Source organism: Stenotrophomonas sp. 704A1 (assembly GCF_030549525.1).
Taxonomy (GTDB): domain Bacteria; phylum Pseudomonadota; class Gammaproteobacteria; order Xanthomonadales; family Xanthomonadaceae; genus Stenotrophomonas; species Stenotrophomonas tuberculopleuritidis.
In genome coordinates, this window is the sequence record NZ_CP130831.1 from 3,164,984 (window position 1) to 3,188,169 (window position 23,186).

Here is a 23,186-nt window from a genome sequence, read left to right on the forward strand (position 1 = left end):
AGCACCGGCAGCGCCTAGGCGACCTTCTTGGCCACCGTCATGCCCAGCACGAACAACACCACGGCAATGATGATGCCGGCCCAGAACAGGAATTTGGCGATGCCCACTGCAGCGCCGGCGATGCCACCGAAGCCCAGCGCGCCGGCGATCAGGCCGATGATGGCGAAAATGATGGCCCACTTGATCATGTCGATCCTTTCCCCTGGCGGGAATGCAAACGGTGTGATCAGGCTAGGCGGGCGGCGATCCCGCAGACGTGAACAGGCCGCAGGCGCGATGTGAAACCGCAGCGGTCAGCGCGGCCGGAAGCGCAGCAGCGCAACCGCGAAGGCCAGGAACACGCTGCCCACCAGGCGCTCGAACCAGCGCCGCGCGAAGGGCTGCGCCAGCCAGCGTCGCAGGCCATGGCCACCGGCGGCATACATCACGTACCAGAACAGTTCGCAGGCTGCGAACGTGGCCACCAGCACCGTGTACTGCAATGCCTGGCCGCGTGCCGGATCGACGAACTGCGGCAGGAACGCCGCAGCGAACAGCAGCAGCTTCGGATTGCTCAACCCGACTAGCAGGCCGCCCCGGAACACCGCGCCGGCTCCGTGCACCGCTGCCAGCGGCGCATCGGACTCGGCCACGACCGGCGGTGCCGGTCGCAGGCTGTCACGCCACGCCTTGATGCCAAGCCAGGCCAGGTAGGCCACGCCCAGATAGCGCAGCACGTCGAACAACATCGGCGAGGAGCGCAGCACGGCGCTCAGGCCCGCCGCCGACGCGGCCAGCACCAGCAGCATCGCCAGCAGGCAACCGGCCATGGCCGGCACGCTGCGGCGGAAGCCCAGCCCGACGCTGCGGCCCAGGATGTGCAGCATGTTCGGGCCCGGCGTGCCGCACAGCACGAAGACCGTCGCCAGGAACCACCACCAGGTATGCAGGGCCATGCATGCGTCCGCCGGAAAACCGCTCAAGGATAGAGCGACGGCCGCTTTCCCGATACGCACAGAGTGCGCTCACAGCGATGGGTACAGCGCGCCCCGCTGCCCCGTGCGCTGCCTGGCACGCGCCTGCAGCCCGCGGCTGTGCTGCAATGGCACTCCCCGGCACGGAGAACCCCATGAAGACGCTTGGCCTGATCGGTGGCATGAGTTGGGAGAGTTCGGCGCAGTACTACCGCCTGATCAACGAGCACGTGCGGACCCGGCTGGGCGGCGCACATTCGGCACCGCTGCTGCTGTGGTCGCTGGATTTCGCCCGCATCAAGCAGTTGCAGCACGACGGCAACTGGGAGGCGTTGGCAACCGAGATGGTCGATGCCGCGCAGCGGCTGCAGGCCGGTGGCGCCGAGCTGCTGCTGATCTGCACCAACACCATGCACAAGCTGGTCGGCGCGATCGAAGCGGCCTGCCCGCTTCCGGTGCTGCACATCGCCGATCCCACCGCCACCGCGATCGTGCAGGCCGGCCTGCGCCGGGTCGGCCTGCTCGGCACGGCGTTCACCATGGAACAGGACTTCTACAAGGGCCGCCTGGCCGAGCGCTTCGGCCTGGACGTGCTGGTACCGGAGGCGGACGATCGCCACCTCGTGCACGCGATCATCTACCAGGAACTGATCGCCGGGGTGGTCAGCGAGCGCTCGCGGCAGGCCTATGTCGAGGTGATCGAGCGCCTGGTCGCGCGCGGCGCCGAGGCGATCATCCTGGGCTGCACCGAAATCATGCTGCTGGTGCGCCCTGAAGACAGCCCGGTGCCCCTGTTCGACACCACGGCGCTGCATGCGTGCGCGGCCGTGGAGGCCGCGCTGCAGTGAGGCGCTCAGCCCGGCTGGACGTCCAGCGCGGTGACCAGCCATTCCACCACCGCCGGTGAATCGCACAGGAAGAACATCGCGTCGCCGCTGCGGGCTTCGGTCAACATGCGGTAGACGCTGATGGCCACCCCGGACTGGCTGGCGATGAAGACCTCGCCGCTGCGCGGTCCGTCGGCCTGCCGTGATATGCGCTGCAGCGCCTGGCGGGCGGCAACGGTGTCCTCCGGCTCGGCCTCGCGGCTCAATTCCGGGCCGCGCAGGCCCCACGCAACGAAAATGCGCTTGCCCTTGAACGTGGTGTCCAGGACCTGCACGCCAGCCGCACCTGCGCCGGCCGAACGATGAATGACGATACTGCTGATCAACGCAACCCCCTGTGGTCGTCGTGGTCCGCGCATCCGTTCGCGCACGCGTCACAACAGCCACCGACCGTGCCGGAGGGCGCCGTCGGCGGGTGCTGGAACATGTGAAAAAATGTAAACCGATGCAATCGGAAGTGCCCGGAATGATACGGGATGTAACCGGCTGCATGGGCCGGCGGACACTTCTAAATCCGCCCTGAGCCCGCGCGCGGCGCCCGCACCGCAGCGCGCGGCAGGTGCGCCATTCTTGCGCCCCGTCCCCCGCTTTCGAGGTTGCCATGAACATCTGCCTGCTGCCGTTGGGCAGCCTGCCGCTCGCCCTGCTGCTGGCCGTCAGCGCCGTCCCGGCCCACGCCTACGACACCGACAGCGCCGCGCGCACCACCTGCGAATCGCATTTCAACAAGACCCAGCACTGCCCGTTCGAGGGCCGCGCGCGGCTGGTGCGGCAACTGTCGGTGACCCGATGCGTGGAAGATGACAACTGGGGACAGCGGCGCGGCATGCTGTGGGTGACCGATGGCTGCCGCGCCGAGTTCGTCGCCGACAGGCGCGGCCGCAGCCGCTGGCCCGGTCACCGCGGCGAGCGCAACGAGGGTGGCCAGCGACTGCTCTGTGAATCCTACGCACGGAAGGAAAAGCAGTGCCGCATCCGTGTCCGTGACGAAGTGCGCCTGGTCAGGCAGACATCGGTCACCGCCTGCATCGAGGACCGCAACTGGGGCTGGGACCGGCGTGGCGTGTGGGTCAGCGACGGCTGTCGCGCGGAGTTCCGCGTCTACTGAAGTCCCGGCCGTGCCGCCAGCGGTTAGCATGCCGATTTCCCGGCAGGAAGCACGGCATGGAACGCGCATATCGCGCAGCGCTGATCGCGTTGCTGCTGCAGTGGCGCACGCGATGAGCGGGCAGGCGTGCCGCTGGCAGATACATGCAGCCTCGGGCAGTGACCTGCAGGCACTGGTCGCGCTGGACAGCATCGCCGCGACCGACCCACAGCGCGCCCGGCAGATTGCCGGGTGGCTGGCCGAGGGTGCGGAGTGGGTCGCCGAGCGCGATGGCGAGCTGGCCGGTTACCTGGCCCTGCACGCGCAGTTCTTCGGCGAAGCCTTCATCGCGATGCTGATGGTGGCCGCGCCACGACGTGGCCACGGCGTGGGTACCGCACTGCTCGCGCACGCCGCCGCGTGCAGCGCCGGCGCCAAGCTGTTCACCTCATGCAACCACTCCAACGCCGCGATGCAGCGGTTGCTTGCAGCCACCGGCTTCCAGCAGTGCGGCATCGTGCATGGCCTGGATGAGGGGGACCCCGAGCTGATCTTCCGCTACAGCGGCGGTTGAGCCAGGCAGCGCGCCACCCGCTCTTCGAGCAGCGCCATCAGCGCCGGCTCCATGCAGCGGTAGTCATCGGGAATATCCAGGCAGTGCAGTGGCGTGTGCTGCAGCAGCCGGCCGAAGGTCGCCTGCAGCCGTTGCCGGTGCTTGGCCTCCATCACCAGGATGACATCCGCCCAGCGGATATCCGCTGGGCGGATCGGCCTGCGTGCATGCGGGCTGGTGCCCGCCGAGCGTGCGCTGAAGCCTGGCCGCTGCCGCCACATGGCTTCGCCGGTGGGACTGCGCAGCTGGTTGCGGCTGCAGACGAACAACAGATTGATCATCCTTGATCCATCCAATGACGCGGGCTGACGACCGGATAGGTGAAACCCAGCTGGCGTGCCCGCAGCAGCTTGGCGCTGCGCAGATACATCAGCTTCCAGTTCTTTTCCGGCTTGCAGATCGGCCGCGGGGCCGTGTGGTCGCCGCCGTGCTGGCGGGCCTGCGTGCGCCTCCAGGCGCGGTTTCTGGACATTTCCATGGGTATGTTCTCGTGAGTACCGGGTTCAGCAGCCGCGGTAGTACGAGTTGCGCGCAGGATACACGGTCGCAGCAGAAAAGCCCACGCTTCGCAGCCGGCCGGGCTGTCCGCCGGCCAGGCGGCTTCACTCATCCGAAGCGGAACACCAGTTCCGCCTCGTCGTCCAATCGACGACCTGTCGCCGAAAACCCGAGCCGCTCGTAGAAAGGAAGCGCATTGCCGGCTTCCCGATCCATCGTTGTAAGCGATACCCCTTCCAATCCCACGAGTCTGGCGTAACCCAGGGCAAACCCGATCGCCTGAGCGCCAACGTTGGCGCCCCGCGAACCCTTGTCGACCATCACCCTCCACACGTACAGACAATTCTGCTGATAGTGCTCCTGGTCCTCGTCATCCTCATCCACCAGGCGAGGATCGATGAAGGAGATGACTCCCACGGGTCGGCCTTCCCTGAAGATCCCGAACGTGAGGGATTCGGCAACGAATGCCGCCTGCGCCAGCCATTCCGGGTTCGAACAGATCAAGTGCTGCTCGGATTCACGGACCGCAAGTTCGGACAACTCATCGACGTTGCTCCGATTGAGTGGGATGAACTGCACGGGTTGCTTCATGCCGTCTGTCTACGTTGCAAGGACTCGGCATCGATTTTATCCGCTTCCGACCATGCGCTCGTGCCGGGCGATTGGCGAACAGGGCGCCGCGCCAGGGGGTCCTGATGTCGGGCGGCCAGGCGGTGCATGTCGAAGCGGTGCCGCGCTTCGTCAACGATCCGATAGCGTGCGGCCATCCGGATTCCGCCGATGAACGGGGGGACGCCTGCTGACCACAACGAAAAAGGGCCTGCACCGCACGGTGCAAGCCCTTGTTCTATCAACAGTTTTGGTCGGGACGGCCGGATTCGAACCGACGACCCTCTGCCCCCCAGGCAGATGCGCTACCAGGCTGCGCTACGCCCCGACTGATGCTGCGATGTGCCCGCCAGTGCGGCGGGCCGTGAAGTATAGCGGATTACGATGGAAATGGGTCAGCGGCGCAGCAACTGCAGCACTTCTTCCAGTTCCATCCGCACCTGCTTGATGATCTGGTTGCTCAGCGCCGATTCCTCGCGCGCGTCGGGGCCATCCAGGCGCAGGCGCGCGCCACCGATGGTGTACCCCTGTTCGTACAGCAGGCTGCGGATCTGCCGCACCATCAGCACATCGTGGCGCTGGTAGTAGCGACGGTTGCCACGGCGTTTGGCCGGCTCAAGGCTGGGGAATTCGGTTTCCCAGTAGCGCAGCACGTGCGGCTTGACGTCGCACAGCTCGCTCACTTCACCAATGGTGAAGTAGCGCTTGGCCGGGATCGGCGGAAGTTCGCGGTTACTGCCCGGATCCAGCATAAGCTTCCACCCTCTCCTTGAGCTTCTGGCCCGGACGGAAGGTGACCACCGTACGGGCGGAAATCGGAATTTCCTCGCCGGTCTTGGGGTTGCGACCCGGGCGCTGGTTCTTGCGCCGCAGGTCGAAATTGCCAAAGCCCGACAGCTTCACCTGACGTCCCTGTTCCAATGCTTCACGCAGCACATCGAAAAACGCGTCGACGAATTCCTTGGCTTCCCGCTTGTTCAGACCGACTTCGTCGAACAGCTTTTCCGCCATCTCCGCCTTGGTCAATGCCATTGCCTGCTACCCCCGAGTGCTGCCCGCTCAGCCGCGGATCCGGGCGTGGTGTTCACGCTCGATGGCAGTGACCGCCTCGGTCACCACCGCTTCCACGTCGCGGTCCGTCAGAGTGCGCGACTTGTCCTGCAAAATCAAGCCCATAGCGAGACTCTTGAATCCCGGCTCGACCCCCTGTCCGACATAGCGGTCGAACAGGTTCAGCTCGCGCAGCAGCGGGCCGGCGGCTTGGCGGAGGGTGGCAGCCAGGTCACTCCAGGCCACCGTTTCGGGCACCAGAACGGCCAGGTCGCGGCGCACCGCCGGGAACCGGGACAGTTCTCCGGCACGCGGCAGCGCGCGCGCCGTCAGCGGCTCCAGCTCCAGCTCGAAGGCGTAGACGTCCACGTCGATCTGCATGGCCCGGGCCAGGCGCGGGTGAATCTGCCCGATCCAGCCGATGGCCACGCCGTCACGGTACACCTCGGCCGAACGGGCCGGATGGCCGTAGGCGCGGGTCGACGGGCGGAAGGTCAGCGCGGCGCCACTGGCGGCAGCCAGTGATTCCAGGTCGCCCTTCAGGTCATGGAAATCGACCTTGCGGGTCGGCAGGCCCCACTGTACGGCCTGCGCGTCGCCACAGACGGCAGCCGCCACGCGCGGGGTTTCCAGCGGTGCGGGTTGCCCTTCACCGGGCTGCTGGGCGAACACGCGGCCGATCTCGAACAGGCGCACGCGGCCCAGCTGGCGCGCGGCATTGCGACCGAGGGTGGCGACCAGGCCCGGCAGCAGCGACGGGCGCATCACCGCCAGCTCGGCCGACAGCGGGTTGGCCAGCGGCACCAGGTTGTCGCGCAGCTGCCACTGGGTCAGCAGCGCATCGTCGACAAAGGCGAAGTTGACCGTTTCCTGCTGATCGCGGGCGATCAGCTGGCGGCGCACGCTCAGCGCATCCAGCTGGGTCTCGCTGGGCATCGCCACGCGCGCAGCCCCGCCGGGAAGCGTGGTCGGAATCTGCTCGTAGCCGTGGATGCGGGCCAGTTCTTCGATCAGGTCTTCTTCGATGGCGATATCGAAGCGGCGGCTCGGCGCCGTGACCTGCCAGCCCTCGGCGCTGGCAACCACCTGCATGCCCAGTGCGCGCAGGATGCGCTCCACTTCGGCGTCGTCGATGGTGATGCCGAGCAGGCGGGTGATGCGGGCGCGACGCAGCACGATCGACGCCGGCTGCGGCAGATCGGCCTCACGCACGGCCTCGGTGACCGGCGCGGGAGTACCGCCGGCCAGGTCCAGCACCAGGCGGGTGGCGTACTCGATGGCGGTACGCGGCAGTGCCGGATCGACACCACGCTCGAAGCGGTGGCCGGCATCGGTGTGCAGGCCGAGCTTGCGGCCACGGCCCATGATCGCGGCCGGTGCGAAGTGCGCAGCCTCCAGGAACACGGCGCTGGTGGCGTCGGTGACCCGGGTGTCGAAGCCGCCCATCAGGCCGGCCAGGCCGACCGCACGATCGGCATCGGTGACCACCAGGAAGCTGTCATCGAGCACAGCGTCGCGGCCGTCCAGCAGCTTCAGGGTTTCGTCGGCGCGCGAACGGCGCACGCCGATGCTGCCCTGCAGGGTACCCAGGTCGTAGGCATGCATCGGCTGACCCAGCTCCAGCATCACGTACTGGGTGATGTCGACCAGCAGCGAGACCGGGCGCACGCCACTGCGGCGCAGGCGTTCGGCCATCCACAGCGGGGTCCTGGCGGCGGCGTTGACGCCTTCGATGACACGGCCCAGGTAGCGCGGTGCGTCGGCACCGGCGTCAAGCTGGATCGACAGTTCACGGGTCGCGGCGGCGGGAACGGGGTCGGCGGCGAACGCCAGCACTTCACTGCGGGTGGCGGCGGCGACGTCGTAGGCGATGCCGCGCAGGCTGAAGCAGTCGGCGCGGTTCGGGGTCAGCTTGATCTCGATGCTGGCATCGGGCAGGCCGAGGTACTCGACCAGGGTCTGGCCCACCGGTGCATCGTCGGGCAGTTCCAGCAGGCCGGACGCATCGTTGTCCAGGCCCAGCTCCTTGGCCGAGCACAGCATGCCGTTCGACTCGACGCCACGCAGCTTGGCCGGCTTGATCTTCAGCTCGCCGATCTGCGCACCGACCATCGCCAGCGGCGCAACCAGGCCCGGGCGCGCATTCGGCGCACCGCAGACGATCTGCAGCAGCTCGCCCTGGCCGGCATCGACGCGGCATACCTGCAGGCGATCGGCTTCGGGGTGGCGCACGGCGTCGACAATGCGCGCCACGACCACATGGTCGAGCCCCCCGCCGAGCGCGGTCACCTCTTCCACTTCCAGGCCGATGGCGGTGAGCACCGCACTCAGTTCATCGCGCGAGGCGCCGGTCGGGACGTGGCTGCGCAGCCAGTTTTCGGAGAATTTCATGGTGTCACCCTGGTGGGCCCGGCGCATGCGCCTGGGCCTGCGTTGTTGAGTCCGCCGGACACGGCCCGGCGTTACCGAATGCGTTACGCGAACTGTTTCAGGAAGCGCACGTCGTTCTCGAAGAATGCGCGCAGGTCGTTGACGCCATAGCGCAGCATCGCGAACCGCTCCACGCCCATGCCGAAGGCAAAGCCGGTGTAGCGCTCCGGATCGATGCCGACGTTGCGCAGCACGTTCGGGTGGACCATGCCGCAGCCGAGCACTTCCAGCCAGCGGGTGCTGCCATCGGGCTGCTGCCAGGCGATGTCCACTTCGGCGCCGGGTTCGACGAACGGGAAGTAGCTGGGGCGGAAGCGCATCTCGAAGTCGCGCTCGAAGAACGCGCGCACGAATTCGGCCAGGGTGCCCTTCAGGTCGGCGAAGGTCGAATGCTCGTCCACCAGCAGGCCTTCCACCTGGTGGAACATCGGCGAATGGGTCTGGTCGCTGTCGCTGCGGTACACCTTGCCGGCGGCGATCATGCGCAGCGGCGGCTGGTGCTCGCCCATGTAGCGCACCTGCACGCCCGAGGTATGCGTGCGCAGCAGGCGACCGTCGCCGAAGTAGAAGGTGTCATGCATCGCACGCGCCGGATGGTGCGGCGGGAAGTTCAGCGCCTCGAAGTTGTGCCAGTCATCCTCGATCTCCGGCCCTTCGGAGAGCTCGTAGCCCAGCCGGCCGAAGATGCCGGTGATGCGCTCCAGGGTGCGGGTGATCGGGTGCAGGCCGGCGCGTTCGCCGTTGCGGCCCGGCAGCGTGACATCGATGGCTTCGGCGGCCAGGCGCGCGTCGAGCGCAGCGTCCTCCAGCACCGCCTTGCGCTCGCTGAGCGCGCTGCCCAGCGCATCGCGGGCCTGGTTGATCGCTTCACCGGCCGCCTTGCGCTGGTCAGCCGGCAGGGCGCCGAGCTGCTTGAGCTGCGAGGTGATGCTGCCGCTCTTGCCGAGCAGGGCCACGCGCAGTTGTTCCAGCGCGTCCGGGCTCTGTGCGGCGGCCACATCGGCCAGCGCCTGGGTGGTGAGGGATTGGATGTCGCTCATGGGGGGCTGGAACTCCAGTCGATCTGCCATCGCGATGCGCGAAGGGCCGACCCCTGTCGCCACCGCCGTCCCCGCGTTGCCGCTTGGCCGCGCCGGGACCCAAAAAAGAATGGGGAAGGACTTGCGCCCTTCCCCATGCATTGCCTCTACCAGACACCGTTCCCGTGAACGGCAACGGCATCGGGAAGGACTTATGCCGCCAGTGCGCCCTTGGCCTTTTCGGCCAGTGCAGCAAAGCCAGCTGCGTCGTGCACGGCGATGTCAGCCAGGACCTTGCGGTCCAGGGTGATGCCGGCCTTCAGCAGGCCGTTCATGAAGCGGCTGTAGCTCAGGCCGTTGATGCGGGCAGCCGCATTGATACGGGTGATCCACAGCGAACGGAAGTTGCGCTTCTTCTGCTTACGGCCGATGTAGGCGTACTGCTGTGCCTTGATGACCGCCTGCTTGGCGACGCGGAAGACCTTGCGACGGGCGTTGTAATAGCCCTTGGCGAGATCCAGAATCTTCTTGTGGCGGCGACGCGCCTGTACGCCACGCTTAACTCGTGCCATTGTTCAGTTCCTCAGAGGTAAGGGAGCATGCGGTCCAGACGGCCTGCGTCTTCTGCACGGACATGGCCCGTCTGACGCAGATTACGCTTACGCTTGGTCGCTTTCTTCGTGAGGATGTGGCTACGGTTGGCGTGGCCGCACTTGTACTTGCCCGAGGCGGTCTTGCGGAAACGCTTGGCCGCTGCCCGGTTGGTCTTGATCTTGGGCATTGCAATGTCCTTGATGGGATATGACCCTGGTTTCTGACTGATCTGGCGGCGGCCTGGGCCGCTCTTTCCGTCCTGCCATGATCGGCGTACGACCCGTCCTGGGTGGGTCGAGCCGGGCATGATACAGGGAAATCCCCGCTGCCACCAGCCCCCACACCGTTTTCACATCGGTACCGGCTACCCGCCCGGACAAGCGAAAGGGCGCCCGCGGCGCCCCTTCACCCTGCCCATTCAGCCGCCAGGCGCCCCGCAAGGCAGCCCGTCAGGCCTCAGGTCTTCTTCTTCGGCGCGATCATCATCACCATCTGACGCCCTTCCAGGCGCGGACGGGATTCGATGACGATGTCTTCGCCCAGATCGGTTTCGATCCGGTTGGCCATCTCGCGCCCCAGTTCCTGGTGGCTCATTTCACGGCCACGGAAGCGGATGTTGACCTTGATCTTGTCGCCTTCCTCAAGGAAACCGCGCATCTTGCGCAGCTTGATCTGGTAGTCGCCCTCGTCCGTGACCGGACGGAACTTCACTTCCTTGATCTCGACCTGCTTGGTCTTCTTCTTGGCCTCGCTGGCCTTCTTCTGCGCTTCGAACTTGAACTTGCCGAAGTCCATGATCTTGCAGACCGGCGGATCGGCCTGCGGCTGGATTTCGACCAGGTCCAGGCCTTCATCTTCGGCCATGGACAGCGCTTCGTCGCGCGACAACACGCCGATCATTTCTCCGTCGCTGCCGATCACGCGGACGCGCGGCACACGGATTTCCTGATTCTTGCGGTTCTGTTTGTTGTCAGGGGTGCTGATATTACGTTCTCCCAAGGGTATCGAACCGGTCCGGGAGCCTGTGCACCCGGACCGGACCTTTGCTTACGCGCCCTCGGCCCGGAGCCGCTCGATGAAGGCCTGCAGGCTCATGCTGCCCAGGTCTTCGCCGGAACGCGTACGCACCGCCACAGCGCCGTTTTCCTTTTCGCGGTCACCAATGACCAGCAGGTACGGCACGCGCTGCAGCGTATGCTCGCGAATCTTATAGCCGATCTTCTCGTTACGCAAATCCGCGCTGACGCGGAAGCCTTGCTCCGCAAGGGTTTTGGTCACGCCGGATACGTATTCAGCCTGGGCGTCGGTGATGTTGGCCACCACCACCTGGGTCGGTGCCAGCCAGGTCGGGAACTGGCCGGCATGGTGCTCGATCAGGATGCCCAGGAAACGCTCCATCGAGCCGACGATGGCCCGGTGCAGCATGACCGGATGCTTCTTCTGGCTGTTCTCGTCCACGTACTCGGCGCCGAGGCGGCCGGGCATCATGAAATCGACCTGCATGGTGCCCAGCTGCCAGGTACGGCCGATCGCGTCCTTCAGGTGGTACTCGATCTTCGGGCCGTAGAAGGCCCCCTCACCCGGCAGCTCCTGCCATTCCACGCCACAGGCGGTCAGCGCCGAACGCAGCGCGCCCTCGGCCTTGTCCCAGGTGGCGTCATCGCCCAGGCGCGATTCCGGGCGCAGCGCGATCTTGATCTGGATCTCATCGAAGCCGAAGTGCTGGTACACCGCCAGCGCCTGCTGGTGGAATGCGGTCACTTCCGATTCGATCTGCGCCTCGGTGCAGAAAACGTGGCCGTCGTCCTGGGTGAAACCCCGCACGCGCAGGATGCCGTGCAGCGCGCCGGACGGCTCGTTGCGGTGGCAGGAGCCGAATTCACCATAGCGGATCGGCAGATCGCGGTAGCTGTGCAGGCCCTGGTTGAACACCTGGATATGGCCCGGGCAGTTCATCGGCTTGACCGCGTAGGTACGCTTCTCCGACTCGGTGAAGAACATGTTGTCCTGGTAGTTGTCCCAGTGGCCGGACTGCTTCCACAGGCTCACGTCCAGGATCTGCGGGCAGCGCACTTCGCCGTAACCGCTGTTGCGGTAGACCTTGCGCATGTACTGCTCCACCACCTGCCACAGGGCCCAGCCCTTGGGGTGCCAGAACACCAGCCCCGGCGCTTCTTCCTGCAGGTGGAACAGGTCCTGCTGCTTGCCGATGCGGCGGTGGTCGCGCATCTCCGCTTCCTCGATGCGCTTGATGTACGCCTCGAGCTGCTTCTTGTCGGCCCAGGCGGTGCCGTAGATGCGCTGCAGCTGTTCGTTCTTGGCATCGCCACGCCAGTAGGCGCCGGAAATGCGGGTCAGCTTGAAGGCCTTCAGGAAACGGGTGTTCGGCACGTGCGGGCCACGGCACATGTCCACGTATTCCTGGTGGTAGTACATGCCCATCGCCTGGATGTCATCGGGCATGTCCTCGATCAGGCGCAGCTTGTAGTCCTCGCCACGGGCCTTGAAGATCTCGATCACTTCGGCGCGCGGGGTCATCTTCTTGATGACGTCGTAGTCCTGGGCGATCAGCTCGCCCATGCGCTTCTCGATCGCCGCCATGTCCTCCGGCGTGAACGGGCGCTCGGAGTAGATGTCGTAGTAGAAGCCCTCGGCGATCACCGGGCCGATCACCATCTTCACATCCGGGTACAGCTGCTTGACCGCATGGCCGACCAGATGGGCGCTGGAGTGGCGGATGATCTCCACGCCCTCCTCGTCCTTGGCGGTGATGATGCGCAGGCCGGCATCGTGGTCGATGACGTCGCTGGCATCGACCAGCACGCCGTCCACCGAACCGGCGATGGTGGCCTTGGCCAGGCCGGCACCGATCGACTGGGCGACCTCCATGACGCTGACGGGGTTTTCGAATTCGCGGCGGCTGCCGTCGGGAAGGGTAATCGTGATCATCGCAATGGCTTCGTGCGGGGCCCGCCTGGGCGGGCTGGAATGCGCTCCCGGAGCGGCGTCCGGGCAATAAAAAAGCGCCGCGAGGGCGCCTGGAACCCAGGGCCTTCGGGGTGGGTCAACAGGGGGCGGTGGTAGTGCTCATGTCGCACGCTCGGCCGGCGCTGGGCGCGGGCCACCTTGTTCCAGACGGGGAATGGCCATGATCTTAAACCAGCGCTCGACAAAGCCCAAGCGGCGCGGTGATGGCGCCTGAATGGCGCTGGCTGGCGGCGTGAAAACGCAATGATTACCATGTGCGCGCAGCCCGCCCGCGCCAGCCTGCCCGCTTTCCCCCAGGACCCCGCAATGCGCCACCCGCTTCGACCGGCCTGTGCCGGCCCCGCCCGTGCCCCGCGTTCACCGGCCCAGCGCCACGCCGGGGGCCGGCCATGATCACCGTTGGCCTGTCGACCCTGGGCTTCTGCAGCCTGGGCATGCTGTCGGCGATGTTCTCGGCGCTGGCCTTCTATGCCGCCTCGCCCCACTGCCGCTGGCCGCGCCTGCGCCGTGCCGGACGCCTCGGCCGGCAGATCGGCCTGGTCGCCGCCGCTGCCGCGTTGTGGCTGTGGATGGCCGAACTGGGCTTCGCCGCCGGCCTGGTCGCGATGCTGTGCACCTGGATGCTGGCGGCGATGCTGCTGCCGGCACTGGCGGCCTGGCACCGCCCCGATGCGGAGCCACGCTGATGTGGGCGCGCGCGCTGGCCGGTGTCTTTCCCGGTTTCTTCCTCGCCGCTGCGGTGACCGGCCTGCTGACCTGGCTGCCGCCGGGGCCCTGGCAGAATGCCCTGGTGCCCAGCCTGATCGCCTTCGTGCCGCTGTGGATGCTGGCCGCGCTGTGGGCCTTCAGCTTCCGTAGCGCACTGCGTGCCTGGCTGGCGCTGGCCGGCTGCGCCGCTGCCGGCTTCGCCCTGCTCGGCCTGCTGCGCCTGGCCGGCGCGGTGCAATGAGATCGAACGCATGAAATTCAGTTCGCAGACCCTGCGCACGTTCACCACCCTGCATACCTGGGTCGGCCTGGTCGCCGGCTTCGGCCTGTTCGTGGCCTTCTATGCCGGGGCGCTGACCCTGTTCCACCATGATCTGCCGCTGTGGCAGACCCCGGGTGCGGCCACGGCGCTGCCGGCGGGCCTGGATGATGCCCAGTACCTGCTCGACGATGTGCTGGCCACCCACCCGGAAGCCCGTCGCCATGTCGGCATGACCTTCCCGGGGGCCGACCACCCGCAGCCGCTGGCCTACTGGCAGGCCGACGACGGCAGCTGGCGGTACGCGTGGCCGGGCCACACCGAAGGCAGTGCCACGCCACCGCAGACCGGGCTGGCCGAGCTGGTCAACGAGCTGCATTACAGCCTGGGCCTGCCGGTGGCCGGCCTGTACGTGATGGGCATCGTCAGCCTGCTCTACGGCATGGCCCTGCTCAGCGGCCTGGTGATCCACCTGCCGAAGCTGCTGGGCGACCTGTTCGCACTGCGCCCGGGCCGCAACCTCAAGCAGCAGTGGCAGGACGCGCACAACGTGATCGGCGTGCTCAGCCTGCCCTTCCACCTGATGTTCGCGGTGACCGGCGCCCTGCTGTGCCTGGTATTCATCCAGATGGCGCTGCTCAACCCGCTGATCTACGACGGCAAGGTGCTGCAGGCGGTACCGACCGCCATGGATACCGCCCCGGTGCGCGATGCCAGCGGCGTTCCGGCGCCGCCGGGCAGCCTGCGCGTGCTGCATGCGCGGGCGCTGGAAGTGGCACGCGCGCAGGGCGTGGCCGATTTCGAACCGGCCTACCTGAAACTGGCCAACGGCGGCGATGCCAATGCCACCATCGAGATCACCGGCGAAGCCAGCGGCACGCTCGGACCGCTCGGCGCGGTGGCACTGGATGTGGCCACCGGCTCGCTGCTGGCCAGCCAGTTGCCGGGCCAGCGCGACGCCAACCATGCCACCCTCAGCGCCGCCTACGCCCTGCACTTCGGTGAGTTCGGCAATGGCGTGGTGGTGTGGCTGTACTTCCTGCTCGGCCTGGGGGGCGCCTTCCTGTTCTATTCGGGCAACCTGCTGTGGATCGAATCCCGGCGCAAACGCCGGCAGCCGCAGCAGTCGCGCGCGGCGATCAACATGGCGCGGGCCACCGTCGGCGTCTGCATCGGCCTGTGCGTGGCGATCTCGGTCGCCTTCCTGGCCGCCCTGGTGCTGGAACGGGTGGCCCCGGCGGCGGTCGACCGTGGTATCCGCTGGGCCTGCTTCGGCAGTTGGGCGGCCTGTGCGTTGTGGGCCGCATGGCGCCGGCCCGCGCAGGGCGCACGCGAGCTGCTGTGGGCGGCGGCGCTGAGCACCGTGCTGGTGCCGGTGGCGCACGGCGCGCTCAATGGCGACTGGCTGTGGCGGGCCGCTGCACGCGGACAGTGGCCGCTGTTCTGGATCGACGCCGTGGCGATCGCGATGGCGTTCGGCTTCGCGCGGCTGGCGGTGGCCAGCCAGCGCCGCGCACGCAGCGGCGATCCCAACAGCGTCTGGGCCGGGTGAGCCGAGGCCGGGCATGACCCGGCGCTCGCCCGCCCGCTTGCCGGTCAATCGCCGACGCGGGCCTTGTGCCACGGCGCCAGCATCGCGTTGAGCAGGCTGGCCTGCTCGTCGTCGCCGGTCAGTTCCCACATGAAGACGCCGGCCAGGCCCTGCTCGCGGGCGAACTGCGCGCGCAGGCCGATCGAGCGCGGGTCTTCGTAGCTGATGAAGATCTTCTGCTCCGCGTTGTACAGCCACGGACTCTGCGCCTGCGGCTGCCAATGCTTCACCCAGCCGGGCTGGTCGAGGTAGCGTGCCTTGATCACCCGCCAGTCGCCGGCATCGGCCGGTGCGCTGTAGGGCTGGAACAGGCCGTCGCTGGATTCACCGCTGACCTTGAAGCCGCGCCCATAGAACGGCACCCCCAGCACCAGTTTCTGCGCAGGCACGCCGTGCTCGCGGTAGTACTGCACGGCACCTGCGACGTTGTTCCAGCGCCGCAACGCCGGTGCCAGCGGATCGGCCGGCACCTCGTGCAGCGGTGCGTTGAAGGTCGACACCGCCGAGAACCCGGTGCCCATGTCGTAGCTCATCAGGTTGATGAAGTCGAACACCCCGGCCAGCGCAGGCAGGTCGTAGCTGGCCGCCGGGTCGTAGGGACCGTCGGTCTGCAGCCGCCCGGTGGCCAGCGCAGCGGTCAGCAGCATCGGCTGCCCCTGCGCGCGCGCGCGGGCATCCAGTGCGACACGGAACGCTTGGGCCAGCCGGGTCAGATTGGCGCGGTCCTGCGGCCGGTGCGCCAGTTCCTTCGGGCCACCGCTGACCGGAAACTCCCAGTCGAGGTCCACGCCATCGAAGCTGCCGGCATACCGTTCGAAGAACAGCGCCATGCAGGAATCCACCAGCCGCCTGCGGCTGGCGTCGGTCAGCGCGGCATCGGAGAAGCCACCGGCGCCCCAGCCACCGATCGAGATCAGCGTGCGCAGGTGCGGGTGCGCGCGCTTGAGCTCGGCCAGCGCCGCGAAGTTCGCCGGCGCCTCCGCGCCCACCGCGCAGCGCCCGTCTTCGATGGTGGAGAACGCGTAGAACAGATGGGTCAGGCGGTCAGCCGGAATGCTCGATACCGGATAACGCTCGGCGGAACCACCGGGGTAGTAGGCACCGAAAATGGGCGGCGCGGCCCGCACGGCGATGGGCAGCGCAGCGGCGGTCAGCACGGCAAGCAGGGCCACGGTCTTGCGGAACATGGGATCTCCCGGGTCGAAGGCGCAGCCACGGTAGCAAACACACTGCCCGCCTGCGCGGATGTCCGCGCATGTCGTCCCGTGGACAGCCGGGCACCCTGTCGACACGACATCGCGGTGGCCCATCGGACGTGCGCGTGCAGCGCAGCAGGACAAACCGGTACCCGCCTGGGCTAAGGTGTCCCTCGATTTTCATCGGCACAGGGACATGACCGCAGATTCCGACGCAGGCTTCACCGGACCCGACGACCCGACCCTGGAGAAACTGCAGGCGCTGGAGGCGCGTGCCTATGCGGCGTTCGATGCCGGCCAGCTGCAGGAGGCCGCAGATCTGTTCGGCGACCTCATTGCCGGCACGCCCGACATCGCCTACCTGCATTACATGCGGGGACTGGCCCACAAATACCTGCGCGACTGGCCGGCCTCGCTGCAGGACAATCTGCGCGCGGAACAGCTGCGCGACGAGTTCGACCAGGGCACGGCATGGAACGCCGGCATCGCCGCCACCGGTGCCGGTGACTGGACCGAAGCGCGCCGGCAGTGGCGTCGCTGCGGCATTGCGATCGACGACGCCGAAGGTCCCATCGACGGCAACTTCGGTGTCGCCTGCCTGAGCCTGGACCCCTGGTCGGACGGCGAGACCGTGTACATGCGGCGGCTGGATCCGGTGCGCGCGCGGGTGGAGAACGTGCCACTGCCGGAAAGCGGCTTCCGCTTTGGCGACATCGTGCTGCATGACGGGGCATCCACCGGGCGCCGGCGCTACGGTGAGCATGAGGTTCCGGTGTTCAATGCCATGCAGCGGCTGCAGCAGTCGGACATGGCCACCTACACGGTGTTCGTGCAGTGCGACAGCGCCGAGGACATCGCCGCGCTGCAACGCATGGCGCTGCCCGGCATCGGCCTGGTCGAGGACTGGACACACTCGGTCCGCCACCTGTGCCTGCGCTGCAGCTACGGCACCCCGCACCGGCACGATGATGACGGTGCGGAGGCCGAAGCGGGCTGGCAGGACGAGCGCTCGCTCGGCATTGCCGCCCAGGGCCGGGTGGCGGTCCAGCACCTGATGGCGAGCTGGGCCGCGGCCGCCCCGGGGCGCGTGCTGCAGGGCATCGAGCAACGCGAGCATCCGCTGTCGGCGCCGCAGCCGGGCCAGGTCTGGTGGCTGGGCCAGGACGATTCCGAAGCCTGAAGCGGACGCGCCGGAAGCCTTGCAGCACAGCGCTTTCAGAATTCTTCAGGGGATTTTCCAGCACTTCATTCCACGCTGTGGCGGCATGGGGCTCCCTTTCGATGGAGCCTGATCATGCGTTCGACCCTGACTGTCTGCGGCCTGCTGCTGGGCCTGTGCATCGCCCCCTGCCATGCCGCGCCGCGCGCACCCGATCCGGCGCGCCTGCAGGCCCTGGAACAGGCCATCGCCCGCGATGAGCTCAAGCAGATCCGCAGCGTGCTGCTGCAGGTCGATGGCACGGTGGTCTACGAAGGCTACTTCAATGGCGCCGATGCCCACACCCTGCACGACGTCCGCTCGGCCAGCAAAAGCGTGACTGCATTGCTGGTCGGTGCGGCCATCGGCGATGGCCATCTGCCGGGGCTGCAGGCCCGCGTCTACGACTACTTCCCCGACTTCACCGCCCGCCACGAGGTGGACCCGCGCCTGCGCGGCACCACTGTCGAAGATCTGCTGACCATGAGCACGCTGTGGGAGTGCGATGACGAGAACCCGTTCTCGACCGGCCACGAGGAGCGCATGTACGTGACCGAGCACTGGCGCGACTTCGCCCTGGCCCTGCCGGTGAAGGGGTTCGCTCCGTGGATGCAGCGCCCCGTGGACAGCCCGCACGGGCGAGCGTTCGCCTACTGCACCGCCGATTCGTTCGTGCTGGGTGCAGTACTCGAACGCGCCACCGGCGAAGCCCTGGCCGACTATGCCGCACGCGTACTGGAACGGCCGCTGGGCATTGCCCAAAGCCACTGGAACCGCTCGCCGGAGGGCATCGGCATGGGCGGTGGCGGCACCCGCTACCGCAGCCGTGACCTGGCCAGGTTCGGACAGCTGGTGCTCGATGGCGGCCGCTGGCAGGGGCGGCAGCTGGTGCCAGCGGCCTACATCGCTGCGATGACCCGGGCGCAGGCGCAGGCCGGTGACGGCAGCGACTACGGCTATCAGTGGTGGGGCCTGAAACTCGGCCTCCAGGACACACCGACGGTCTGGGCGATGTCCGGCAACGGAGGCAACTATGTGTTCGTGCTTCCCCGGCAGCGGGCGGTCGCCGTGGTGACCAGCCAGGCCTACAACCGCAGCTTCGCCCACCCGCAGTCGCGGCGCATCCTCACCGAGTTCCTGTTGCCGGCGCTGCGCTGAGGCCAGCCAGCTCGGCCGGGCGCCACGCGGCGGCCAGCACCTGGGCGCGCTGCGCGGCGACATCGGCATCGATCCGCGCCAGCAACGCCGGCCAGCCCGGCGCCTCATGCAGGGGCAGGAACAGCGGCGTGGCACGCAGCCACGCCGCATCGCGAAAGCCGCCGTCGACCGCCTGCTGCAGGGCGGACAGCGCCGCCTGCGGATCGCCCGCCGCCTGCTGCAGCAGCGCCCGTTCCAGCGCTGCATCGGACCAGCCGTCATCGGGCTGCCCCTGCAGCGCCGCCAGGCGCCGGGCGATCCATGCCGGCGAGGCCGCCGGCTGCGCATGCAGGGCGGCCAGGGTCTGTCCGAGCGACTGCTGCGGGCGCAAGCGGCGGCCGCGTTCGAACGCATCGGCCGCTGCCGCGCGATCCCCTGCCTGCAGCGCCAGCTCCCCCTGCAGCCGCAGCAGCTGCGGATGCGGCGTGCCACGCGCCATCGCCTCGGCCAGTGCCTGCCGCGCCGGTTCGATGGCACCGGCCACGTAGAGGCTGCGCGGCCAGGCGATGTTGGCGAATACGTTGTCCGGGTACAGCTGGAAATTGCGCGCGTGGCGCTGTGCCGCCGCGCGGGTGAAGCCGAGCAGCTCCAGTTCACGCGCCACCTGCACATCGCGGAAACGGATCCGCTCGGGTGCCTTCAGCGCGAGGTTGTCACGCAGTGCGCGTGCCAGCTGGCCGCGCTCCTGCTGCAGGTAGGCCAACGACGCCCGTGTGCGCTCGTCGCCCGGGTCCAGCGCCACCGCGCGCTCATAGTCGGCAATGGCCTCTGCCATCCGCCCGAGGCAGTCGTAGGCATACCCGCGCAGCGCGTGCGTGGCGCCCTGCCCCGGTGCCCGCTGCAGCTCCTGCCCGGCCAGCGCCAGGCCTTCGCGCACCTGCTCGGCCGGGCCGTTGAACAGGCAGCCCTGCGCGGACAGTGCACGTGACAGCCCCCGACGCGCCGGACTGGACTCGGGATCGACCTGCAGCGCCTGCCGGTACAGGGCAATCGCGCGCTGGTTGTTGCTGGCCTGGCCGATGCCGGCGTAGTAGTCCGCGCGTTGCAGCAGGGTCTGCGCCGGACTGGGCGGTGCGGGGCGCGGCCACAGCGCGACGACGCCGAGCGCCAGCCCGCTGCCGGCAGCGACGATCCACGGCCACCTCCGCAATCGGCGGCGCGGTGGTGCTGGCGGTTGCAGCGGCGCCGGCGCCGCACACAGCTGGTAGCCGCGCCCCCGCACCGAGCGGATGTAGCGCGGACGCCGGCCGTCATCGCCCAGCGCCTGGCGCAGCAGCTTGACCCGCTGACTGATCGCGTCCTCGCCGACCACCGCCGGTGCCCAGACCTGTCCGGCGAGGGTGTCGAAATCGACGACGTTGCCGCCGTGGGCCAGCAGCACCTCGAACAGGCGCCAGCTCAGCCCCTGCACCGGCAGCACGACGCCGCCACGCTCGACCCGCTGCGCGGATCGATCGATCTCCAGGTCGAGCAGGCGCAGCGTCTCCATGGGCGAAGCATACGCGACCCTGCCGGCCCCTCGCCGCGATCCTGCATGCAGGACGACAGGCAAAGAAAAAGCGGGCCGAAGCCCGCTTTTTCATTCCAGCGATGTCAACGGGGAGGTGTCAACCATGGCTGACACCCGCCGTTGATTACTCGGCGCTGACGCCTTCGCCTTCTTCCACGGCCTTCATCGACAGGCGGATACGGCCCTGCTTGTCGACTTCCAGCACCTTGACCTTGACCACGTCGCCTTCCTTCAGCTTGTCGCCGACCTTCTCGACGCGCTCGCTGGAGATCTGCGACACGTGGACCAGGCCGTCCTTGCCCGGCAGGATGGTGACGAACGCACCGAAGTCCATGATCTTGGCGACCTTGCCTTCGTAGATGCGGCCCGGCTCGACGTCCGAGGTGATCTGCTCGATGCGGGCCTTGGCGGCCTGCGCAGCGATGGCATTGACCGAGGCGATGACGATGGTGCCGTCGTCCTGGATGTCGATCTGGGTGCCGGTTTCCTTGGTGATGGCCTGAATGGTCGAGCCACCCTTGCCGATCACTTCGCGGATCTTGTCCGGGTGGATCTTGATGGTCAGCAGGCGCGGCGCGTAGTCCGACAGCTCTTCGCGCGGAGCGGTCAGGCCGTGGGCCATCTCGCCCAGGATGTGCAGACGACCGGCCTTGGCCTGCTGCAGTGCCTGCTTCATGATCTCTTCGGTGATGCCTTCGATCTTGATGTCCATCTGCAGGGCGGAGATGCCCTCAGCGGTACCGGCCACCTTGAAGTCCATGTCACCCAGGTGATCTTCGTCACCCAGGATGTCGGACAGGACGACGAAGCGATCGCCTTCCTTGACCAGACCCATGGCGATACCGGCAACCGGCGCCTTCACCGGCACGCCGGCGTCCATCAGGGCCAGCGACGAACCGCAGACCGAGGCCATCGACGAGGAACCGTTCGACTCGGTGATTTCCGAGACGACGCGGATGGTGTACGGGAAGGCTTCCAGCGACGGCATCACTGCCAGCACGCCGCGCTTGGCCAGACGGCCGTGGCCGATCTCGCGACGCTTCGGGCCCATCATGCGGCCGGTCTCACCCACCGAGTACGGGGGGAAGTTGTAGTGGAACAGGAAGTTTTCCTTGTACTCACCGGAGACGGCATCGATCACCTGGCCATCACGGGCGGTGCCCAGGGTGATGGTCACGATGGCCTGGGTCTCGCCACGGGTGAACAGCGAAGAGCCGTGGGTACGCGGCAGCACGCTGGTCTTCACGGTGATCGGGCGGACGGTGTCCAGCGCACGGCCATCGATGCGGACCTTGGTGTCCAGCACCGAGTTGCGCATGGTGCTGTATTCCAGCTCGCCGAATTCCTTCGACAGTTCGGCCGGGTTCCAGCCCTCGGCGGCAACGCGGCCGGCCAGGGACTCGACCACGTCCTTCTTGATCGCCGAGATGGCGTCGCGGCGCTGCAGCTTGTCACGCACCTGGAAGGCTTCGCCCAGGCGCGCGCCGACCGCTTCCTGCACGGCGCTGATCAGCGCGGTGTTCTTGGCCGGGGCTTCCCAGGTCGACGGCTTGGTGCCGGCTTCGACGGTCAGCTCGTTGATGGCGTTGATGACCTTCTGCATTTCGCGGTGACCGAAGGTCACGGCGCCCAGCATCACGTCTTCGGACAGCAGCGCGGCTTCGGATTCCACCATCAGCACGGCGTTGGCGGTACCGGCCACGACCAGCTCCAGCTGCGATTCCTTCAGCTCGGACACGGTCGGGTTGAGGATGTACTGGCCATCCTTGTAACCGACCTTGGCGGCGGCGATCGGGCCCTTGAACGGGGTACCGGCCAGCGACAGTGCTGCCGAGGCACCGATCAGCGCCGGGATGTCACCGTCGATTTCCGGGTTCAACGACATGACCGTGGCGATGATCTGCACTTCGTTCTTGTAGTCTTCCGGGAACAGCGGACGGATCGGACGATCGATCAGGCGCGAGATCAGCGTCTCCTTCTCGGTCGCACGGCCTTCACGCTTGAAGAAGCCACCCGGGATGCGGCCACCGGCGTAGAACTTCTCCTGATAGTCGCAGGTCAGGGGGAAGAAGTCCTGGCCCTCACGCGCGCTCTTGGCGGCGACGGCGGAGACCAGCAGCACGGTGTCGTCGAACTTGACGATGACGGCGCCACCGGCCTGGCGGGCGATTTCGCCAGTCTCAAGCGTGACGGTGTGCTTGCCGTACTGGAAGGTTTTGGTGATTTTTGCCACGGATGGATGTCCTTGGGGATGCTGTCTGCGAATTGGACCGTCGGCGACCCTTGCCGCCAGCGGGTGACCGGATCGTTCCGGTCTGAATCGGGATTGCGGTGCTACAAAACAAAACCGCGGCGCATCGCTGCGCCGCGGGGGATTCGTTGCTTAGCGACGCAGGCCAAGCTTCTCGATCAGGGCCTTGTAACGCTCGACGTCCTTCTTCTTCAGGTAGTCGAGCAGGCTGCGACGGCGGTTGACCATCTGCAGCAGGCCGCGGCGGCTGTGGTGATCCTTCTTGTGGGTCTTGAAGTGGCCGGTCAGCAGTTCGATGCGGGCGGTCAGCAGTGCAACCTGGACTTCCGGGGAGCCGGTGTCAGCCGAGCTGCGCTTGTTGTCTTCAATGACCTTCTGGGTGTCGATCGACATTTCTGTTTTCTCTGTGATGCGTGGCCGGCAGGAACGCGCTTTCACGCACCGCCTGGCTCGCCGTGGACTACTTGGGATGAAACCTGCCTGCGCAGGCTGCCGGAAAACGGCCGCGAAATTGTAACGGTCGGGGGCCTCCGGAACAAGGTCCGGGA

Annotated in this window: 27 protein-coding genes and 1 tRNA gene; 8 read left to right on the forward strand and 20 right to left on the reverse strand. The window is 67.4% G+C overall.

The features are described 5' to 3' along the window. Nucleotides 1–14 precede the first annotated feature (14 nt). Both Q5Z10_RS14820 and Q5Z10_RS14825 read right to left on the reverse strand, forming a co-directional pair. Complete coding sequence (locus tag Q5Z10_RS14820) at nucleotides 15–188, reverse strand: DUF1328 domain-containing protein (RefSeq protein WP_025876319.1); 174 nt, start codon at nucleotides 186–188, stop codon at nucleotides 15–17. 105 nt (nucleotides 189–293) lie between these two features. Continuing rightward, nucleotides 294–935: a LysE family translocator gene (locus tag Q5Z10_RS14825; RefSeq protein WP_303636172.1), complete on the reverse strand. Its 642-nt coding sequence runs from the start codon at nucleotides 933–935 to the stop codon at nucleotides 294–296. Between the two features lie 173 nt (nucleotides 936–1,108). On the opposite strand from Q5Z10_RS14825, the gene Q5Z10_RS14830 reads away from it, so the two are divergent. Further along, on the forward strand, nucleotides 1,109–1,801 hold the full coding sequence (locus Q5Z10_RS14830; RefSeq protein ID WP_303636173.1) for an aspartate/glutamate racemase family protein: 693 nt from the start codon (nucleotides 1,109–1,111) through the stop codon (nucleotides 1,799–1,801). 5 nt (nucleotides 1,802–1,806) lie between these two features. Here Q5Z10_RS14830 and Q5Z10_RS14835 read toward each other — a convergent pair whose 3' ends face one another. Then, the gene (locus Q5Z10_RS14835) at nucleotides 1,807–2,199 is read right to left on the reverse strand and encodes a hypothetical protein (protein ID WP_345783997.1); all 393 of its coding nucleotides are present in this window, start codon (nucleotides 2,197–2,199) and stop codon (nucleotides 1,807–1,809) included. Nucleotides 2,200–2,441: 242 nt separating this feature from the next. Between Q5Z10_RS14835 and Q5Z10_RS14840 the strand changes: the two genes are divergently transcribed. Next, nucleotides 2,442–2,948: a DUF3011 domain-containing protein gene (locus Q5Z10_RS14840; protein ID WP_303636175.1), complete on the forward strand. Its 507-nt coding sequence runs from the start codon at nucleotides 2,442–2,444 to the stop codon at nucleotides 2,946–2,948. A gap of 112 nt (nucleotides 2,949–3,060) precedes the next feature. Further along, complete coding sequence (locus Q5Z10_RS14845; protein ID WP_303636176.1) at nucleotides 3,061–3,501, forward strand: GNAT family N-acetyltransferase; 441 nt, start codon at nucleotides 3,061–3,063, stop codon at nucleotides 3,499–3,501. Here Q5Z10_RS14845 and Q5Z10_RS14850 read toward each other — a convergent pair. From Q5Z10_RS14850 to thrS, 13 genes are all read right to left on the reverse strand, one after another. Then, nucleotides 3,486–3,821: a low molecular weight protein tyrosine phosphatase family protein gene (locus tag Q5Z10_RS14850; RefSeq protein ID WP_303636177.1), complete on the reverse strand. Its 336-nt coding sequence runs from the start codon at nucleotides 3,819–3,821 to the stop codon at nucleotides 3,486–3,488. The genes Q5Z10_RS14845 and Q5Z10_RS14850 overlap by 16 nt on opposite strands. Further along, nucleotides 3,818–4,150 (reverse strand): hypothetical protein, encoded by a 333-nt coding sequence (locus Q5Z10_RS14855; RefSeq protein ID WP_303636178.1) that lies wholly within the window; start codon nucleotides 4,148–4,150, stop codon nucleotides 3,818–3,820. The genes Q5Z10_RS14850 and Q5Z10_RS14855 overlap by 4 nt, the downstream gene beginning before the upstream one ends. After that, nucleotides 4,147–4,629 (reverse strand): GNAT family N-acetyltransferase, encoded by a 483-nt coding sequence (locus Q5Z10_RS14860; protein WP_303636179.1) that lies wholly within the window; start codon nucleotides 4,627–4,629, stop codon nucleotides 4,147–4,149. Before Q5Z10_RS14860 ends, Q5Z10_RS14855 begins: the two co-directional genes overlap by 4 nt. Next, nucleotides 4,626–4,805, reverse strand: a complete 180-nt coding sequence (locus tag Q5Z10_RS14865) for a hypothetical protein (protein WP_303636180.1) — start codon at nucleotides 4,803–4,805, stop codon at nucleotides 4,626–4,628. Before Q5Z10_RS14865 ends, Q5Z10_RS14860 begins: the two co-directional genes overlap by 4 nt. 93 nt (nucleotides 4,806–4,898) lie before the next feature. Then, nucleotides 4,899–4,975, reverse strand: a tRNA-Pro gene (locus Q5Z10_RS14870). A gap of 67 nt (nucleotides 4,976–5,042) precedes the next feature. After that, complete coding sequence (locus Q5Z10_RS14875) at nucleotides 5,043–5,399, reverse strand: MerR family transcriptional regulator (RefSeq protein WP_005410431.1); 357 nt, start codon at nucleotides 5,397–5,399, stop codon at nucleotides 5,043–5,045. Next, the gene (locus tag Q5Z10_RS14880; protein ID WP_005410432.1) at nucleotides 5,380–5,679 is read right to left on the reverse strand and encodes an integration host factor subunit alpha; all 300 of its coding nucleotides are present in this window, start codon (nucleotides 5,677–5,679) and stop codon (nucleotides 5,380–5,382) included. The genes Q5Z10_RS14875 and Q5Z10_RS14880 overlap by 20 nt, the downstream gene beginning before the upstream one ends. Before the next feature lie 27 nt (nucleotides 5,680–5,706). Then, nucleotides 5,707–8,088: a phenylalanine--tRNA ligase subunit beta gene (gene pheT, locus Q5Z10_RS14885; RefSeq protein WP_303636181.1), complete on the reverse strand. Its 2,382-nt coding sequence runs from the start codon at nucleotides 8,086–8,088 to the stop codon at nucleotides 5,707–5,709. An 83-nt stretch (nucleotides 8,089–8,171) separates the two neighbouring features. Continuing rightward, nucleotides 8,172–9,167, reverse strand: coding sequence for a phenylalanine--tRNA ligase subunit alpha (gene pheS / locus Q5Z10_RS14890; protein WP_303636182.1), 996 nt, complete (start codon nucleotides 9,165–9,167; stop codon nucleotides 8,172–8,174). Nucleotides 9,168–9,358: 191 nt separating this feature from the next. Further along, nucleotides 9,359–9,718, reverse strand: a complete 360-nt coding sequence (gene rplT / locus Q5Z10_RS14895) for a 50S ribosomal protein L20 (protein WP_005410435.1) — start codon at nucleotides 9,716–9,718, stop codon at nucleotides 9,359–9,361. A gap of 11 nt (nucleotides 9,719–9,729) precedes the next feature. Further along, nucleotides 9,730–9,927: a 50S ribosomal protein L35 gene (rpmI, locus tag Q5Z10_RS14900; RefSeq protein WP_005410436.1), complete on the reverse strand. Its 198-nt coding sequence runs from the start codon at nucleotides 9,925–9,927 to the stop codon at nucleotides 9,730–9,732. Nucleotides 9,928–10,196: 269 nt separating this feature from the next. Continuing rightward, the gene (gene infC, locus Q5Z10_RS14905; RefSeq protein ID WP_079222586.1) at nucleotides 10,197–10,739 is read right to left on the reverse strand and encodes a translation initiation factor IF-3; all 543 of its coding nucleotides are present in this window, start codon (nucleotides 10,737–10,739) and stop codon (nucleotides 10,197–10,199) included. Nucleotides 10,740–10,787: 48 nt separating this feature from the next. Then, entirely contained in the window at nucleotides 10,788–12,689 is a 1,902-nt protein-coding gene (thrS, locus tag Q5Z10_RS14910) for a threonine--tRNA ligase (RefSeq protein WP_303636183.1), read from the reverse strand. Between the two features lie 428 nt (nucleotides 12,690–13,117). On the opposite strand from thrS, the gene Q5Z10_RS14915 reads away from it, so the two are divergent. Genes Q5Z10_RS14915 through Q5Z10_RS14925 form a run of 3 tightly spaced genes read left to right on the forward strand, consistent with a single transcriptional unit; the run spans nucleotide 13,118 to nucleotide 15,247 of the window. Continuing rightward, entirely contained in the window at nucleotides 13,118–13,414 is a 297-nt protein-coding gene (locus Q5Z10_RS14915) for a hypothetical protein (protein ID WP_303636184.1), read from the forward strand. Next, complete coding sequence (locus Q5Z10_RS14920; RefSeq protein ID WP_303636185.1) at nucleotides 13,414–13,677, forward strand: hypothetical protein; 264 nt, start codon at nucleotides 13,414–13,416, stop codon at nucleotides 13,675–13,677. Before Q5Z10_RS14915 ends, Q5Z10_RS14920 begins: the two co-directional genes overlap by 1 nt. Before the next feature lie 10 nt (nucleotides 13,678–13,687). Continuing rightward, nucleotides 13,688–15,247, forward strand: a complete 1,560-nt coding sequence (locus Q5Z10_RS14925; RefSeq protein ID WP_303636186.1) for a PepSY-associated TM helix domain-containing protein — start codon at nucleotides 13,688–13,690, stop codon at nucleotides 15,245–15,247. Between the two features lie 44 nt (nucleotides 15,248–15,291). Here the strand turns inward: Q5Z10_RS14925 and Q5Z10_RS14930 are convergent, their stop codons facing one another. Further along, on the reverse strand, nucleotides 15,292–16,473 hold the full coding sequence (locus Q5Z10_RS14930; protein ID WP_303636187.1) for a glycoside hydrolase family 18 protein: 1,182 nt from the start codon (nucleotides 16,471–16,473) through the stop codon (nucleotides 15,292–15,294). 205 nt (nucleotides 16,474–16,678) lie between these two features. On the opposite strand from Q5Z10_RS14930, the gene Q5Z10_RS14935 reads away from it, so the two are divergent. Both Q5Z10_RS14935 and Q5Z10_RS14940 read left to right on the forward strand, forming a co-directional pair. Further along, nucleotides 16,679–17,662, forward strand: a complete 984-nt coding sequence (locus Q5Z10_RS14935) for a tetratricopeptide repeat protein (protein ID WP_303636188.1) — start codon at nucleotides 16,679–16,681, stop codon at nucleotides 17,660–17,662. A 114-nt stretch (nucleotides 17,663–17,776) separates the two neighbouring features. Further along, entirely contained in the window at nucleotides 17,777–18,838 is a 1,062-nt protein-coding gene (locus Q5Z10_RS14940; RefSeq protein WP_303636189.1) for a serine hydrolase domain-containing protein, read from the forward strand. Here Q5Z10_RS14940 and Q5Z10_RS14945 read toward each other — a convergent pair. The 3 genes from Q5Z10_RS14945 to rpsO form a co-directional block, all read right to left on the reverse strand. Then, nucleotides 18,807–20,366: a winged helix-turn-helix transcriptional regulator gene (locus Q5Z10_RS14945; protein ID WP_303636190.1), complete on the reverse strand. Its 1,560-nt coding sequence runs from the start codon at nucleotides 20,364–20,366 to the stop codon at nucleotides 18,807–18,809. The genes Q5Z10_RS14940 and Q5Z10_RS14945 overlap by 32 nt on opposite strands. Nucleotides 20,367–20,511: 145 nt before the next feature. Continuing rightward, entirely contained in the window at nucleotides 20,512–22,620 is a 2,109-nt protein-coding gene (gene pnp, locus Q5Z10_RS14950; protein WP_303636191.1) for a polyribonucleotide nucleotidyltransferase, read from the reverse strand. Between the two features lie 150 nt (nucleotides 22,621–22,770). Continuing rightward, on the reverse strand, nucleotides 22,771–23,031 hold the full coding sequence (gene rpsO / locus Q5Z10_RS14955) for a 30S ribosomal protein S15 (RefSeq protein ID WP_005410445.1): 261 nt from the start codon (nucleotides 23,029–23,031) through the stop codon (nucleotides 22,771–22,773). Between the last annotated feature and the right edge of the window lie 155 nt (nucleotides 23,032–23,186).